We start from the raw sequence: 16591 nt of genomic DNA, 5'->3' as shown, positions 1-16591 counted from the left end.
GAGGCAGGGGTGCTCTTGGTCTCGAAAGTGAAGCTACGGTCGCTGTAGACAGTGATGATCACAGGAGTCGGCAGGCCGGCTTCTTGACCCTGAGTACGGGCGTTGAAGGCCTTGCAGAATTCCATGATGTTCACACCGTGTTGGCCCAGTGCTGGACCAACGGGTGGGCTTGGGTTGGCCTGGCCGGCCTTAACTTGCAGCTTGATGTAAGCCTGAATCTTCTTAGCCATGAGCTACTCCAAAATCGGGTACGAACGCCAGAAGGCTCCCCGGATGACTTGCGTTTTATCCCAGTGACGACAAAACCCCGCAGCACACAGGGCTGCGGGGTATGGGATGCTTCGTCCGCCTAGACCTTTTCGACCTGGCTGAACTCGAGCTCTACCGGGGTAGAGCGACCGAAAATGAGCACCGCCACCTGGAGGCGACTCTTTTCGTAGTTAACCTCTTCGACACTGCCATTGAAGTCTGCGAACGGACCGTCAATGACTCGAACCACTTCACCTGGCTCGAACAGCGTCTTCGGCTTCGGCTTGTCGCTACCGTCAGCAACGCGACGCAGGATAGCCTCAGCTTCTTTATCAGTGATTGGCGCAGGCTTGTCTGCGGTACCACCAATGAAGCCCATCACACGAGGGGTATCCTTGACCAAGTGCCAAGTCCCTTCGTTCATCTCCATCTGGACCAGTACATAGCCAGGGAAGAATTTGCGCTCACTCTTGCGCTTCTGGCCGTTACGCATCTCAACGACTTCTTCGGTCGGAACCAGAATTTCGCCGAAACCGTCTTCCATGCCAGCCAGCTTGACGCGCTCGATCAGCGAGCGCATCACATGCTTCTCGTAACCCGAGTAAGCATGCACTACGTACCAACGCTTAGCCACGGGACACCCTTAGCCAACAATCAAGGAGACCGCCCAGCCGAGCAGGGAATCAAGACCCCACAACAGCAGCGCCATAACCAGAACTACAGCCACGACAATCAGCGTGGTCTGAGTGGTTTCTTGGCGGGTCGGCCACACGACTTTACGGATCTCGGTACGAGCTTCCTTCGCCAACGCAAAGAACGACTTACCCTTCGCAGTCTGCAAGGCAACAAAGCCAGCAGCCGCAGCCAGGGCGAGCAATGCAAGGACGCGATACAGGATTGGGGAGGCGGAGTAATATTGATTACCCACGACGCCAACAACCACCAAAGCAACTACAGCCAGCCACTTGAACAGATCAAAACGCGATTCTTGGGCTTCAGTTTTGGGAGTCATCGGGGAGGATCCTGTGAGAAGAAAGCCAATCACACCGAGGTGAATGGCAGGTCAGGAGGGAATCGAACCCCCAACCTACGGTTTTGGAGACCGTCGCTCTGCCAATTGAGCTACTGACCTGTAACGCTGTATCAGGCCGGCCATTATACCGGCCTGATCAAGTAAATCAACTACTTATTCGATAATTTTTGCTACGACGCCGGCGCCGACGGTACGACCGCCTTCACGGATAGCGAAGCGCAGACCGTCTTCCATTGCGATGGTCTTGATCAGAGTGACAGTCATCTGAATGTTGTCACCTGGCATTACCATTTCAACGCCTTCCGGCAGTTCGCAGTTACCGGTCACGTCAGTGGTACGGAAGTAGAACTGAGGACGGTAGCCTTTGAAGAACGGAGTGTGACGGCCGCCTTCTTCCTTCGACAGGACGTAGACTTCTGCGGTGAACTTGGTGTGCGGCTTGACCGAACCTGGCTTGACCAGAACCTGGCCACGCTCAACGTCGTCACGCTTGGTACCACGCAGCAGAACGCCGCAGTTCTCGCCAGCACGACCTTCGTCCAGCAGCTTGCGGAACATCTCAACACCGGTGCAGGTGGTGGTGGTGGTGTCACGCAGACCAACGATTTCCAGCGGATCTTGAACGCGGACGATACCACGCTCGATACGGCCGGTAACAACGGTACCACGACCCGAGATCGAGAATACGTCTTCGATTGGCATCAGGAACGGCTTGTCGATAGCACGCTCTGGCTCTGGGATGTAAGCATCCAGAGTTTCAACCAGTTTCTTGACGGCAGTGGTGCCCATCTCGTTGTCGTCTTTGCCTTCCAGCGCCATACGAGCCGAACCGATGATGATCGGGGTGTCGTCGCCTGGGAAGTCATAGGTGGACAGCAGGTCGCGAACTTCCATCTCGACCAGTTCCAGCAGCTCAGCGTCGTCTACCAGGTCAGCCTTGTTCAGGAAGACCACGATGTACGGAACGCCAACCTGACGGGACAGCAGGATGTGCTCACGGGTTTGTGGCATCGGACCATCGGCGGCCGAGCAAACCAGGATCGCGCCGTCCATCTGGGCAGCACCGGTGATCATGTTCTTCACGTAGTCAGCGTGACCTGGGCAGTCGACGTGAGCGTAGTGACGGATCTTCGAGTTGTACTCGACGTGCGCGGTGTTGATGGTGATACCGCGAGCTTTCTCTTCTGGAGCGCAGTCGATCTTGTCGAAATCAACGACTGCCGAACCGAAAACTTCGGAGCAGACGCGAGTCAGAGCTGCGGTCAGAGTGGTCTTACCGTGGTCAACGTGGCCGATAGTGCCGACGTTAACGTGGGGAAGGGAACGATCAAATTTTTCTTTAGCCACGACAGTGAACCTCTTGCCTAAAGGGGATTAGCCTTGTTTTTTAACGAGTGCTTCGACGATGTTCGACGGAGCTTCGGCGTATTTGGAGAATTCCATGGAGTAGCTTGCGCGACCCTGAGACATGGAACGAACGTCGGTCGCATAACCGAACATCTCTCCGAGCGGAACTTCAGCACGAACGACGCGGCCGGAGACCGAATCATCCATACCCTGGACCAGACCACGACGACGGTTCAGGTCACCCATCACGTCACCCAGGTAGTCTTCCGGGGTTACAACTTCGACCTTCATGATCGGCTCGAGAACCACGCCACCGCCCTTCTGGGCCAGTTGCTTGGTTGCCATCGAAGCAGCGATTTTGAACGCCATTTCGTTGGAGTCGACGTCGTGGTACGAACCGTCGAATACCGTGGCCTTCAGGCCGATCAGAGGATAGCCGGCAACGACGCCGTTCTTCATCTGCTCTTCGATACCCTTCTGGATCGGGGCGATGAATTCCTTAGGAATCACACCACCAACGACTTCGTTGGAGAACACCAGACCTTCGGTGATGTTGCCTTTGTCGTCCTGATCCGGCTCCGAGAAACGGATCCAGCAGTGACCGAACTGACCACGACCACCCGACTGACGAACGAATTTGCCTTCGATTTCGACGTTGGACTTGGTGATCTTCTCGCGGTACGAAACCTGCGGCTTGCCGATGTTGGCTTCGACGTTGAACTCGCGCTTCATGCGGTCAACGAGGATGTCCAGGTGCAGCTCACCCATACCGGAGATGATGGTCTGGCCGGTTTCTTCGTCGGTCTTGACGCGGAACGACGGGTCTTCCTGGGCCAGCTTGCCCAGTGCGATACCCATCTTTTCCTGGTCTTGCTTGGTCTTCGGCTCTACCGCTACCGAGATCACAGGCTCCGGGAAGTCCATACGCTCGAGGATGATCGGCTTGTCGGCGTTGCACAGGGTGTCACCGGTGGTGACGTCCTTCATGCCGATCAGAGCAGCGATGTCGCCTGCCAGTACTTCTTTGATTTCTTCACGCTGGTTGGCGTGCATCTGCACCATACGACCAACGCGCTCTTTCTTGCCTTTGACCGAGTTGATCACCGAGTCGCCGGACTGCAGCATACCCGAGTAAACACGGACGAAAGTCAGAGTACCAACGAACGGGTCGGTGGCAATCTTGAACGCCAGAGCCGAGAACGGCTCGTTGTCGTCGGCATGACGCTCGTCGAAGTCAGCCTCGACCAGCTCGTCCTTCGGCTTCTCGATCAGGTCAGGGTGGATACCCTTGATCGCAGGAATCTCGGTCGGAGCAGGCAGGAAGTCGATGACGGCGTCGAGAACCAGGGGAACGCCCTTGTTCTTGAACGACGAACCGCAGACGGCCGGAACGATCTCGCTGGCCAGGGTGCGCGCACGCAGACCGGCTTTGATTTCGTCGACGGTCAGCTCTTCGCCTTCCAGGTACTTGTTCATCAGCTCTTCGCTGGACTCGGCAGCCGCTTCAACCATGTTCGCGCGCCATTTTTCGGCCAGCTCGAGCATGTCCGCAGGAATTTCTTCCTCGCGGTAGGTGGTGCCTTTGTCGTCGTCGTTCCAGTAGATAGCCTTCATCTTGATCAGGTCGACCTGACCCTGGAAGTTATCTTCCGAACCGATGGCCAGCTGAACAGGAACCGGGGTGTGACCCAGACGGTTCTTGATCTGACCAACAACGCGCAGGAAGTCAGCGCCAGCACGGTCCATCTTGTTCACGTAAACAACACGTGGAACGCCGTACTTGTTGGCCTGACGCCATACGGTTTCGGACTGCGGCTCAACGCCGGAGGTACCGCAGAACACAACGACCGCGCCGTCGAGTACACGCAGCGAACGCTCTACTTCAATGGTGAAGTCAACGTGGCCGGGGGTATCGATGACGTTTACGCGGTAGTTGTCGTACTGACCAACAGAACCCTTCCAGAAGGTGGTAACGGCAGCGGAGGTAATGGTGATACCCCGCTCCTGCTCCTGCACCATCCAGTCGGTGGTCGCGGCGCCGTCGTGCACCTCGCCCATCTTGTGGCTCAGGCCTGTATAGAACAGGATCCGCTCGGTAGTGGTGGTCTTGCCCGCGTCAACGTGGGCACAGATACCAATGTTACGGTAGCGGTTAATTGCTGTAGTACGAGCCATAAAGCCCTCGCAAAATGATTGATGCTTGAATTAGAAGCGGTAGTGCGAGAACGCTTTGTTGGCTTCGGCCATACGGTGAACGTCTTCACGCTTCTTGACTGCAGCACCTTTGCCTTCAGCAGCATCCAGCAGCTCGCCAGCCAGGCGCAGAGCCATCGACTTCTCGCCGCGCTTGCGGGCGTAGTCTACGAGCCAGCGCATTGCCAGAGCATTACGACGGGATGGACGAACTTCAACCGGGACCTGGTAAGTGGCACCGCCGACACGACGGGACTTTACTTCGACCAGCGGAGCGATGGCGTCGAGAGCTTTCTCGAAGATTTCCAGGGGGTCGCTGTTCTTGCGCTCTTTGACCTTGTCCAGTGCACCGTAAACGATGCGCTCGGCCACGGCCTTTTTGCCGCTTTCCATCACGTGGTTCATGAACTTGGCGAGGATTTGGGATCCGTATTTAGGATCGTCCAGAATCTCACGTTTTGCTGCTACACGACGTCTTGGCATGATAAGCCCTCAAACGGTCTTCAGGTTAGCCCGGGACGTGGGTCTGCGACCCCTGCCCGACCTTACTCTTATCGACTCAAAAAAATGGATGTGTGCAAACGGCCGATTACTTCGGACGCTTGGTACCGTACTTCGAACGACCCTGGTTACGGCCTTTAACGCCCGAAGTATCCAGAGAGCCGCGAACGGTGTGGTAACGAACACCTGGCAAGTCTTTTACACGGCCGCCACGGATCAGGACGACGCTGTGCTCTTGCAGGTTGTGGCCTTCACCGCCGATGTACGAGGAAACCTCGAAACCGTTGGTCAGGCGAACACGGCAAACCTTACGCAGTGCCGAGTTAGGTTTTTTCGGCGTGGTGGTGTACACGCGGGTGCACACGCCACGACGTTGCGGGCAGTTCTGCAGCGCAGGAACGTCGGACTTCTCGACCGAACGCTTACGCGGCTGACGTACCAGCTGGTTGATAGTTGCCATCTACTAGCTCCACTGATTGTCTTGCGACTCTATTGTCTTGCAAGAAAGCCAAAAATTGGCGAGACGGAGCCTCACCAAATTTAAGGGTACAAAAGTCTACGGAGGATCTTGCACCCAGTCAAGACGAGGCCCCGGCCATCCCCGCCCGGTCATCGGCAACAATTTATGTCGCCGACGGCCGTTCGGGGCTTGCCGGGGCCCTGCCCTGTACTTAGTTACCGCTGGAATTCAGCGCTTCGGTCAGTGCGGCTTCAACCTCACTGGCGCTCACACGCAGCGGTTTGTCGGCTTCACGGCGACGCTTGCGCTCGCTGTGGTAGGCCAGACCGGTACCGGCCGGGATCAGACGACCCACGACCACGTTCTCTTTCAGGCCGCGCAGGTAATCGCGCTTGCCAGTGACGGCCGCTTCGGTCAGTACGCGGGTGGTTTCCTGGAAGGAAGCCGCGGAGATGAACGATTCGGTCGACAGCGACGCCTTGGTGATACCCAGCAGCACGCGCGAGAACTTCGAGATGAACTTGTCTTCGCTGGCCAGACGCTCGTTCTCGACCAGTACGTGAGTCAGTTCCATCTGGTCGCCCTTGATGAAGCTGGAATCACCCGACTCGGCAATCTCGACCTTACGCAGCATCTGACGCAGGATGGTCTCGATGTGCTTGTCGTTGATCTTAACGCCTTGCAGACGGTAAACGTCCTGAATCTCGTTGACGATGTACTTCGCCAGCGCGCTCACACCCAGCAGACGCAGGATGTCGTGCGGATCGCTCGGGCCGTCGGAGATAACTTCGCCGCGGTTTACCTGTTCGCCTTCGAAGACGTTCAGGTGGCGCCACTTCGGAATCAGCTCTTCGTACGGATCGCTACCGTCGGTCGGGGTAATGACCAGACGACGCTTGCCCTTGGTCTCTTTACCGAACGCGATGGTGCCGCTGACTTCAGCCAGAATCGAGGCTTCTTTCGGACGGCGCGCTTCGAACAAGTCGGCGACGCGCGGCAGACCACCGGTGATGTCACGGGTTTTCGACGTTTCTTGCGGGATCCGCGCGATAACGTCACCAACACCGATCTGAGCACCGTCAGCCACGCCGACGAGGGCGTTGGCCGGCAGGAAGTACTGAGCCGGTACGTCGGTACCTGGCAGGTACAGGTCCTTGCCGTTGGCATCGACCATCTTGATTGCCGGACGGATTTCCTTGCCTGCGGCAGGGCGATCCTTGACGTCCAGAACTTCGATGTTGGTCAAACCCGTCAATTCGTCGGTCTGACGCTTGATGGTGATGTTTTCTTCCATGCCCACGAAGGTCACGGTACCTTTCAGCTCGGTAACGATCGGGTGGGTGTGCGGGTCCCACTTGGCGACGATGGCGCCAGCTTCGACCTTGTCACCTTCCTTGACCGAAATCACCGCACCGTAAGGCAGCTTGTAACGCTCACGCTCACGACCGAATTCATCGGCAATGGCCAGCTCGCCGGAACGCGATACGGCAACCAGGTTGCCATCGGCGCGCACGACATGCTTGAGGTTGTGCAGACGAACCATACCGCCGTTCTTCACCTGGACGCTGTCGGCAGCCGAGGTTCGGCTTGCAGCACCACCGATGTGGAACGTACGCATGGTCAGCTGGGTACCCGGCTCACCGATCGACTGTGCAGCGATAACGCCGACAGCTTCACCGATGTTGACCTGGTGACCGCGAGCCAGGTCACGACCGTAGCACTTGGCGCAGATGCCGTAGCGAGTTTCGCAGTTGATCGGCGAACGCACGATAACTTCGTCGATGCTGTTCAGCTCGATGAACTCGACCCACTGCTCGTCGACCAAGGTACCGGCCGGAACGATGACGTCCTCGGTGCCTGGCTTGAACACGTCACGGGCAATGACACGGCCCAATACGCGCTCACCCAGCGGCTCGACAACGTCACCGCCTTCGATGTGCGGCGTCATCAGCAAGCCGTGGTCGGTGCCACAGTCGATCTCGGTCACGACCAGATCCTGCGCAACGTCTACCAGACGACGAGTCAGGTAACCGGAGTTCGCAGTCTTCAGTGCGGTATCCGCCAGACCCTTACGAGCACCGTGAGTCGAGATGAAGTACTGCAGTACGCTCAGACCTTCACGGAAGTTCGCGGTGATCGGCGTCTCGATGATCGAGCCGTCCGGCTTGGCCATCAGGCCACGCATACCTGCCAGCTGACGGATCTGTGCAGCGGAACCCCGCGCACCGGAGTCAGCCATCATGTACATCGAGTTGAAGGACTCTTGCTCGACTTCGTTGCCTTCGCGGTCGATGACCTTCTCTTTCGAGAGGTTGGCCATCATCGCCTTGGACACTTCGTCGTTCGCCTTGGACCACAAGTCGATGACCTTGTTGTACTTCTCGCCCTGGGTTACCAGGCCGGAGGCGTACTGGCTCTCGATTTCCTTCACTTCGTCGGTAGCGGTACCGATGATGCGGGCTTTTTCGTCCGGGATAACGAAGTCGTTAACACCGATCGAAACGCCGGAAATGGTCGAGTAGGCAAAACCGGTGTACATCAGCTGGTCAGCGAAGATAACGGTCTCTTTCAGACCAACCACGCGGTAGCACTGGTTGATCAGCTTGGAGATCGCCTTCTTCTTCATCGGCTGGTTGACCACGTCGTACGGCAGACCTGCCGGCACAACCTGGAACAGCAGCGCACGGCCGACAGTGGTGTCGACGATACGGGTGTTCTTGGTGACGCTACCATCGCGGTCATTCACGGTCTCGTTGATACGGACCTTGATTTTCGCGTGCAGGGCAGCTTCGCCGGCGCGGAATACGCGGTCGACTTCCTGCAGGTCAGCGAATACGCGACCTTCGCCCTTGGCGTTGATGGCTTCACGGGTCATGTAGTACAGACCCAGTACAACGTCCTGCGACGGAACGATGATTGGCTCACCGTTGGCTGGCGACAGGATGTTGTTGGTCGACATCATCAGCGCGCGCGCTTCGAGCTGGGCTTCCAGCGTCAGCGGCACGTGAACGGCCATCTGGTCACCGTCGAAGTCGGCGTTGTACGCCGCACAGACCAACGGGTGCAGCTGGATCGCCTTACCTTCGATGAGCACAGGCTCGAACGCCTGGATACCCAGACGGTGAAGGGTCGGTGCACGGTTGAGCAGTACGGGGTGTTCGCGGATCACCTCGGCGAGCACGTCCCATACCTCTGGCAGCTCGCGCTCGACCATCTTCTTGGCAGCCTTGATGGTGGTCGCCAGACCACGCATTTCCAGCTTGCCGAAAATGAACGGCTTGAACAGCTCGAGGGCCATCTTCTTCGGCAGACCGCACTGGTGCAGACGCAGGGTCGGGCCTACGGTAATTACCGAACGGCCGGAGTAGTCCACACGCTTACCGAGCAAGTTCTGACGGAAACGACCTTGCTTACCTTTGATCATGTCAGCCAGGGACTTCAGCGGACGCTTGTTCGAGCCAGTGATGGCGCGACCGCGACGGCCGTTGTCCAGCAGGGCGTCGACCGCTTCCTGCAGCATGCGCTTTTCGTTGCGCACGATGATGTCCGGCGCCGACAGATCGAGCAGGCGCTTCAGACGGTTGTTACGGTTGATCACCCGACGATACAGGTCGTTCAGGTCGGAGGTCGCAAAGCGGCCGCCATCCAGCGGAACCAGCGGACGCAGGTCCGGCGGCAGTACTGGCAGGACGGTCAGGACCATCCACTCAGGCAGGTTGCCCGACCCCTGGAAAGCTTCCATCAGCTTCAGGCGCTTGGACAGCTTCTTGATCTTGGTTTCCGAGTTGGTCTGCGGAATCTCTTCGCGCAGGCGGCCAATCTCGTGCTCCAGGTCGATAGCGTGCAGCAGCTCGCGGACAGCCTCGGCACCCATGCGGGCGTCGAAATCGTCACCGAACTCTTCCAGCGCTTCGAAGTACTGCTCGTCGTTCAGCAGCTGACCCTTTTCAAGGGTGGTCATGCCTGGATCGATAACGACGTAGCTCTCGAAGTAGAGAACGCGCTCGATATCACGCAGGGTCATGTCCATCAGCAAGCCGATACGGGACGGCAGCGACTTCAGGAACCAGATGTGGGCAACCGGCGAGGCCAGTTCGATGTGCGCCATGCGCTCACGACGAACCTTGGCCAGGGCAACTTCAACGCCGCACTTCTCGCAGATCACACCGCGGTGCTTGAGGCGCTTGTACTTGCCGCACAGGCACTCGTAGTCCTTGACTGGGCCAAAGATCTTGGCGCAGAACAGGCCGTCACGCTCAGGCTTGAACGTACGGTAGTTGATGGTTTCCGGCTTCTTAACTTCACCGAACGACCACGAACGGATCATTTCAGGCGACGCCAGACCGATGCGGATGGCGTCGAACTCTTCGACTTGACCCTGGTTTTTCAGCAAATTCAGTAGGTCTTTCAAGGCCTTTCCTCCTGGCGGAGCAGGAAGCGGGCTGTGCCAGCCCCGCTCCCCTTCGCGTCACGTGTTATTCGGTTTCCAGATCGATATCGATACCGAGCGAACGGATCTCTTTGATCAACACGTTGAAGGACTCGGGCATGCCCGGCTCCATACGGTGATCGCCATCCACGATGTTCTTGTACATCTTGGTACGGCCGTTCACGTCGTCCGACTTCACTGTGAGCATTTCTTGCAGGGTGTATGCCGCGCCGTATGCTTCCAGCGCCCACACTTCCATCTCCCCGAAACGCTGACCACCGAACTGCGCCTTACCACCCAGCGGCTGCTGAGTAACCAGGCTATAGGAACCAGTGGAACGCGCGTGCATCTTGTCGTCCACCAAGTGGTTCAGCTTGAGCATGTACATGTAACCAACGGTCACAGGACGCTCGAATTTGTTGCCGGTACGGCCGTCGAACAGCACCATCTGGCCGCTTTCTGGCATGTCTGCCAGTTTCAGCATGGCCTTGATCTCGCTTTCCTTGGCACCGTCGAAGACCGGGGTAGCCATAGGCACGCCCTTCTTCAAGTTATGCGCCAGGGCAAGGATCTCTTCGTCGGTGAACTCTTCCAGGCTTTCCTGACGACCGCCGATCTCGTTGTAGATCTCGGTGAGGAACACGCGCAGCTCAGCAGCTTTGCGTTGCTCTTCGATCATCCGGTCGATCTTCTCGCCCAGGCCTTTGGCCGCAAGGCCCAGGTGGGTTTCAAGGATCTGACCAACGTTCATACGCGAAGGTACGCCCAGCGGGTTCAGTACGACGTCGACCGGAGTACCGTTGGCGTCGTGCGGCATGTCTTCGACCGGCATGATCACCGAGACCACACCTTTGTTACCGTGACGACCAGCCATCTTGTCGCCCGGCTGGATGCGGCGGCGGATAGCCAGGTAGACCTTGACGATCTTCAGTACGCCCGGTGCCAGGTCATCGCCTTGCTGCAGCTTGCGCTTCTTGTCTTCGAACTTGTCATCCAGCAGACGACGGCGATCGACGATGTAAGCCTGAGCTTTTTCCAGCTGCTCGTTCAGAGCATCTTCGGCCATACGCAGTTTGAACCACTGGCCGTGCTCCAGACCGTCCAGTACTTCGTCAGCGATCACGGTGCCTTTCTTCAGGCCCGCACCACCGTCGACCACTTGGCCGTTCAGGGCGGAACGCAGACGCTCGAAGGTTGCACCTTCGACGATGCGGAACTCTTCGTTGAGGTCCTTGCGGATCTCGTCCAGCTGCATCTTCTCGATGGCCAGGGCGCGGCTGTCGCGCTCAACGCCGTCACGGGTGAAGACCTGAACGTCGATGACAGTACCTTTGGTGCCGGTTGGCACACGCAGGGAGGTGTCTTTGACGTCGCTTGCCTTCTCACCGAAGATTGCGCGCAGCAGCTTCTCTTCCGGAGTCAGTTGGGTCTCGCCTTTCGGAGTGACCTTGCCGACCAGGATGTCGCCAGCGCCGACTTCGGCACCCACGTAGACGATACCGGCTTCGTCCAGCTTGTTCAGCGCAGCTTCACCCACGTTCGGGATGTCTGCGGTGATTTCCTCTGGGCCAAGCTTGGTGTCACGCGCCACACAGGTCAGTTCCTGGATGTGGATCGTGGTGAAGCGGTCTTCCTGAACCACACGCTCGGACAGGCAGATGGAGTCTTCGAAGTTGAAGCCGTTCCACGCCATGAACGCGATGCGCATGTTCTGACCCAGTGCCAGTTCACCCATATCGGTGGACGGGCCGTCGGCCATGATGTCGTGACGCTTGACCACATCACCTTTGCTGACCAGCGGACGCTGGTTGATGCAGGTGTTCTGGTTCGAGCGGGTGTACTTGGTCAGGTTGTAGATATCTACACCTGCTTCACCGGTCTCGACTTCGTCATCGGCAACACGCACGACGATACGGCTGGCATCGACCGAGTCGATCACGCCGCCACGACGGGCTACGACGCAGACGCCGGAGTCACGGGCAACGTTGCGTTCCATGCCGGTACCTACCAGCGGCTTGTCAGCGCGCAGGGTCGGTACAGCCTGACGCTGCATGTTCGAACCCATCAGTGCACGGTTGGCGTCGTCGTGTTCGAGGAACGGAATCAGCGACGCTGCGACCGAGACAACCTGCTTCGGCGAAACGTCCATCAAGGTGACGTCTTCCGGCGCCTTGACGGTGAATTCGTTCAGGTGACGAACCGCTACCAGCTCATCGATCAGTTGCTTCTTCTCGTTCATCGCGGCCGAAGCCTGGGCGATGACGTGATCCGCTTCTTCAATGGCCGACAGGAACACGATGTCGTCGCTGACCACGCCTTCCTTCACCACGCGGTACGGGCTTTCCAGGAAGCCGTACTGGTTGGTGCGGGCATAGGCTGCCAGGGAGTTGATCAGACCGATGTTCGGACCTTCAGGGGTCTCGATCGGGCACACGCGGCCGTAGTGGGTCGGGTGTACGTCACGGACTTCGAAGCCAGCACGCTCACGGGTCAGACCGCCAGGGCCGAGTGCAGAAACACGGCGCTTGTGGGTGATCTCGGAGAGCGGGTTGTTCTGGTCCATGAACTGCGACAGCTGGCTGGAACCGAAGAACTCTTTCACCGCCGCCGCTACCGGCTTGGCGTTGATCAGGTCTTGCGGCATCAGGCCTTCGCTTTCAGCCATCGACAGACGTTCCTTGACCGCACGCTCCACGCGCACCAGGCCAACACGGAACTGGTTCTCGGCCATCTCGCCGACGCAACGTACGCGACGGTTACCCAGGTGGTCGATGTCGTCGACGATACCTTTGCCGTTACGGATGTCGACCAGGGTCTTGAGGACCTCGACGATGTCTTCCTTGCTCAGCACGCCCGAACCTTCGATCTCGGTACGACCGATACGACGGTTGAACTTCATGCGGCCTACGGCGGACAGGTCGTAACGCTCGGCGCTGAAGAACAGGTTGTTGAACAGGGTCTCGGCAGCATCCTTGGTTGGCGGCTCGCCTGGACGCATCATGCGATAGATCTCGACCAGGGCTTCCAGCTGGTTGCTGGTGGTGTCGATCTTCAGGGTGTCGGAGATGAACGGACCGCAATCGATGTCGTTGGTGTACAGGGTCTCGATACGGACGACCTGCGCCTTGGCGACCTTGATCAGCAGCTCGGTGGTCATCTCGGTGTTGCACTCGGCGAGGATCTCGCCGGTAGCCGGATGAACGATAGCCTTGGCAGTGGTGCGGCCCAGGACGTATTCCATAGGAACGTCGAGCTGCTTGACGCCGGCTTTCTCGAGCTGGTTGATGTGGCGCGCAGTGATACGGCGACCCTGCTCGACAATGACCTTGCCGGTTTCGTCATGGATGTCCATGACCGCGACTTCACCACGCAGACGCTGTGGCACCAGTTCCAGGCTCAGTTTTTCGCCGGAAACGTGGAACACGTTGGTGGTGTAGAAGGTGTTCAGAACCTCTTCGGTGCTGTAACCCAGTGCGCGCAGCAGTACCGAGGCCGGCAGTTTGCGGCGACGGTCGATACGCACAAACACGCAGTCCTTCGGGTCGAACTCGAAGTCCAGCCAGGAACCGCGGTAAGGAATGATGCGAGCGGAGTACAGCAGCTTGCCGGAGCTGTGCGTCTTGCCACGGTCGTGGTCGAAGAACACACCAGGCGAACGGTGCAGCTGGGAAACGATCACACGCTCGGTACCGTTGATTACGAAGGTACCGTTCTCAGTCATCAGGGGGATTTCACCCATGTAGACTTCTTGCTCTTTGATGTCCTTGATCGCTTTGTTCGACGATTCCTTGTCGAAGATGATCAGGCGCACCTTGACCCGCAGTGGGACCGCGAAGGTCACGCCACGCAGGACACATTCCTTCACATCGAAGGCGGGTTCGCCCAGGCGATAGCCTACGTACTCCAGGGCAGCATTGCCGGAGTAGCTGATGATCGGGAATACCGATTTGAAGGCCGCGTGCAGGCCGACGTCGCGGAACTGATCCTTGGATGCTCCCGCTTGCAGGAATTCGCGATACGAATCCAGCTGGATGGCCAGGAGGTAAGGCACATCCATGACGTCCGGCAACTTGCTAAAGTCCTTGCGGATACGTTTTTTCTCAGTGTATGAGTAAGCCATCAGCGTTCCCCAGCTTGGTCACCTGCTTGTTTGGCTTCTCCCGGCGGGAGCAGCCAGAAAATCGTGCAAACCCCTTGGTTTGCGCCACCCACATGGGTGTCTTGCAGCTCGCTATCGGGGCCGATCTGATCGGCCACCAATAACGGAAAAAGGCCGGTGGCATAAGCCACCAGCCATCAGCCTTGTGCTCAACGCTCAGGCTGGCATCGCAAAGTCGAAATTACTTCAGCTCGACTTTAGCGCCTGCTTCTTCCAGCTTCTTCTTAGCGTCTTCAGCGGCTTCTTTCGAAACGCCTTCAGCTACGACCTGAGGAGCGCCGTCGACTTTCTCTTTGGCTTCTTTCAGGCCCAGACCGGTCAGTTCACGAACGGCCTTGATCACGTTTACTTTCTTCTCACCGGCTTCAAGCAGAACAACGTTGAATTCGGTTTGCTCTTCAACAACGGCAGCAGCAGCAGCTGGGCCAGCAGCGGCAACAGCAGCGGTAACGCCGAAGGTTTCTTCCATAGCTTTGATCAGCTCAACAACTTCCAGAACGGTTTTCTGGCCGATTGCTTCGATGATTTGCTCGTTAGTCAGGGACATGACTTAAATCCTGTATTGGGGTGACAGCCTTCGCAGCCATCAAATTAAACAAATGATTTTGAAAGAGGTTACGCCGCCTTAGGCAGCAGCAGCTTCTTTCTGGTCGCGAACGGCCGCCAGAGTACGAGCCAGCTTGCTGGTAGCGCCTTGAATCACGCTCATCAGACGTGCGATAGCTTCGTCACGGGTCGGCAAGGTAGCCAGTACATCGATCTGGTTGGCGGCAATGAACTTGCCGTCAAACGCAGCTGCCTTGATCTCGAACTTGTCCTGACCCTTGGCGAACTCTTTGAACAGACGAGCAGCAGCGCCCGGGTGTTCGTTGGAGAAAGCGATCAGGGTCGGGCCAGTGAAGGCGTCGTTGAGGACACTGAATTCAGTATCAGCAACAGCGCGCTTGAGCAGGGTGTTACGTACGACACGTACGTAAACGCCAGCTTCACGAGCCTCTTTACGGAGTCCGGTCATTGCGCCTACAGTCACACCACGGGCATCAGCCACGACAGCGGACAGAGCGACTTTGGCAGCCTCGTTGACTTCAGCGACGATGGCCTTCTTGTCTTCGAGTTTAATTGCCACGGGTTTACTCCTGGTTTCTACCGTTTCATCTGGCCGAAGCCGGATGTCGTTTTGGTGTCTGATTCGATAACGAATCGGGAGCACCATCTGCGTAGGCTGGTGGTTTAAGACTTGCGTCGCCTACGGTCTTGGATAGCCCCCGCCAGGCAGGGACCCCAATTTTTGCTGGCAGCACGACACGTCGTGCCGCCATGGTCTTACGCGTTCAGCGAACCTTGGTCGATGACCAGGCCTGGGCCCATGGTGGTGCTCAGGGTAACGCGCTTGACGTAAATACCTTTCGAAGAAGCTGGCTTGATACGCTTCAGATCAGCGATCAGGGCTTCAACGTTTTCCTTCAGCTTGACGGCTTCGAAGCCGACTTTGCCAACGGAGGTGTGAATGATACCGTTCTTGTCGGTACGGTAGCGAACCTGACCAGCCTTGGCGTTTTTGACAGCGCCGGCTACGTCTGGAGTCACGGTACCAACTTTCGGGTTAGGCATCAGGCCGCGAGGACCCAGAACCTGACCCAGCTGACCTACAACGCGCATGGCATCAGGCGATGCGATAACAACGTCATAGTTCAGGTCGCCGGCTTTCATTTCAGCAGCCAGATCGTCCATACCTACACGGTCAGCGCCGGCAGCCAGAGCGGCCTCAGCAGCTGGACCCTGGGTGAAGACGGCAACGCGTACGGTCTTGCCAGTGCCGTGTGGCAGCACAGTAGCGCTACGAACGACCTGGTCGGATTTACGCGGGTCAACGCCGAGATTGACGGCAACGTCGAAGGATTCGCTGAACTTCACGGTGGACAGTTCGGCCAGCAGCACGGCTGCTTCTTCGAAGTTGTAGACTTTGCCAGCTTCGATTTTCGAAGCAATAGCCTTTTGGCGCTTGGTCAGCTTAGCCATTACACACCCTCCACGTTCAGGCCCATGCTGCGGGCAGAGCCAGCGATGGTGCGTACAGCAGCGTCCAGGTCAGCAGCGGTCAGATCAGCCTGTTTGGCCTTGGCGATATCTTCGAGCTGAGCACGGGTCACGGTACCGACTTTGACGGTGTTCGGGCGAGCCGAACCACTGGTCAGGCCAGCAGCTTTCTTCAGCAGAACC

General features: G+C 57.8%; 12 protein-coding genes, 1 tRNA gene and 2 pseudogenes. All 15 read right to left on the bottom strand.

Annotated features, from left to right (window positions below):
* Positions 1-230 (bottom strand): annotated as a pseudogene (gene rplK / locus NP534_RS19670) (50S ribosomal protein L11); the annotation flags it as partial.
* Between the two features lie 119 nt (positions 231-349).
* Positions 350-883, bottom strand: coding sequence for a transcription termination/antitermination protein NusG (nusG, locus tag NP534_RS19665; RefSeq protein WP_003255501.1), 534 nt, complete (start codon positions 881-883; stop codon positions 350-352).
* A 9-nt stretch (positions 884-892) separates the two neighbouring features.
* Positions 893-1261 (bottom strand): preprotein translocase subunit SecE, encoded by a 369-nt coding sequence (secE, locus tag NP534_RS19660; RefSeq protein ID WP_027595465.1) that lies wholly within the window; start codon positions 1259-1261, stop codon positions 893-895.
* 44 nt (positions 1262-1305) lie between these two features.
* Positions 1306-1381 (bottom strand) — tRNA-Trp (locus tag NP534_RS19655).
* A gap of 54 nt (positions 1382-1435) precedes the next feature.
* Positions 1436-2629, bottom strand: coding sequence for an elongation factor Tu (gene tuf, locus NP534_RS19650; protein WP_274099796.1), 1194 nt, complete (start codon positions 2627-2629; stop codon positions 1436-1438).
* 27 nt (positions 2630-2656) lie between these two features.
* On the bottom strand, positions 2657-4804 hold the full coding sequence (fusA, locus tag NP534_RS19645; RefSeq protein WP_274099795.1) for an elongation factor G: 2148 nt from the start codon (positions 4802-4804) through the stop codon (positions 2657-2659).
* A gap of 30 nt (positions 4805-4834) precedes the next feature.
* Complete coding sequence (rpsG, locus tag NP534_RS19640; protein WP_008089143.1) at positions 4835-5305, bottom strand: 30S ribosomal protein S7; 471 nt, start codon at positions 5303-5305, stop codon at positions 4835-4837.
* A 106-nt stretch (positions 5306-5411) separates the two neighbouring features.
* On the bottom strand, positions 5412-5783 hold the full coding sequence (rpsL, locus tag NP534_RS19635; protein ID WP_003255492.1) for a 30S ribosomal protein S12: 372 nt from the start codon (positions 5781-5783) through the stop codon (positions 5412-5414).
* Positions 5784-5994: 211 nt separating this feature from the next.
* Positions 5995-10194: a DNA-directed RNA polymerase subunit beta' gene (gene rpoC, locus NP534_RS19630; protein ID WP_033703491.1), complete on the bottom strand. Its 4200-nt coding sequence runs from the start codon at positions 10192-10194 to the stop codon at positions 5995-5997.
* A 64-nt stretch (positions 10195-10258) separates the two neighbouring features.
* Positions 10259-14332, bottom strand: a complete 4074-nt coding sequence (gene rpoB / locus NP534_RS19625; RefSeq protein WP_047583916.1) for a DNA-directed RNA polymerase subunit beta — start codon at positions 14330-14332, stop codon at positions 10259-10261.
* Complete coding sequence (locus NP534_RS19620) at positions 14332-14502, bottom strand: hypothetical protein (RefSeq protein ID WP_156311420.1); 171 nt, start codon at positions 14500-14502, stop codon at positions 14332-14334. The genes rpoB and NP534_RS19620 overlap by 1 nt, the downstream gene beginning before the upstream one ends.
* 50 nt (positions 14503-14552) lie before the next feature.
* Positions 14553-14918, bottom strand: a complete 366-nt coding sequence (gene rplL, locus NP534_RS19615; protein ID WP_033703494.1) for a 50S ribosomal protein L7/L12 — start codon at positions 14916-14918, stop codon at positions 14553-14555.
* A 78-nt stretch (positions 14919-14996) separates the two neighbouring features.
* A complete protein-coding gene (gene rplJ, locus NP534_RS19610) occupies positions 14997-15497 on the bottom strand; it encodes a 50S ribosomal protein L10 (RefSeq protein ID WP_027595468.1) in 501 nt (166 codons plus the stop codon).
* Positions 15498-15694: 197 nt separating this feature from the next.
* Positions 15695-16390 carry a 50S ribosomal protein L1 gene (rplA, locus tag NP534_RS19605; protein ID WP_033703496.1) on the bottom strand — a complete coding sequence of 232 codons (696 nt, stop codon included), beginning with the start codon at positions 16388-16390 and terminating at the stop codon, positions 15695-15697.
* Positions 16390-16591, bottom strand: a pseudogene (gene rplK / locus NP534_RS19600) (50S ribosomal protein L11); the annotation flags it as partial. The gene rplA and the pseudogene rplK (NP534_RS19600), both read right to left, overlap by 1 nt.

It is taken from the genome of Pseudomonas sp. 39004, from assembly GCF_028682155.1.
GTDB lineage: Bacteria > Pseudomonadota > Gammaproteobacteria > Pseudomonadales > Pseudomonadaceae > Aquipseudomonas > Aquipseudomonas capeferrum.
The sequence above is the reverse complement of the archived record's forward strand: the minus strand, read 5'-3'. Positions and strand labels throughout refer to the sequence as shown.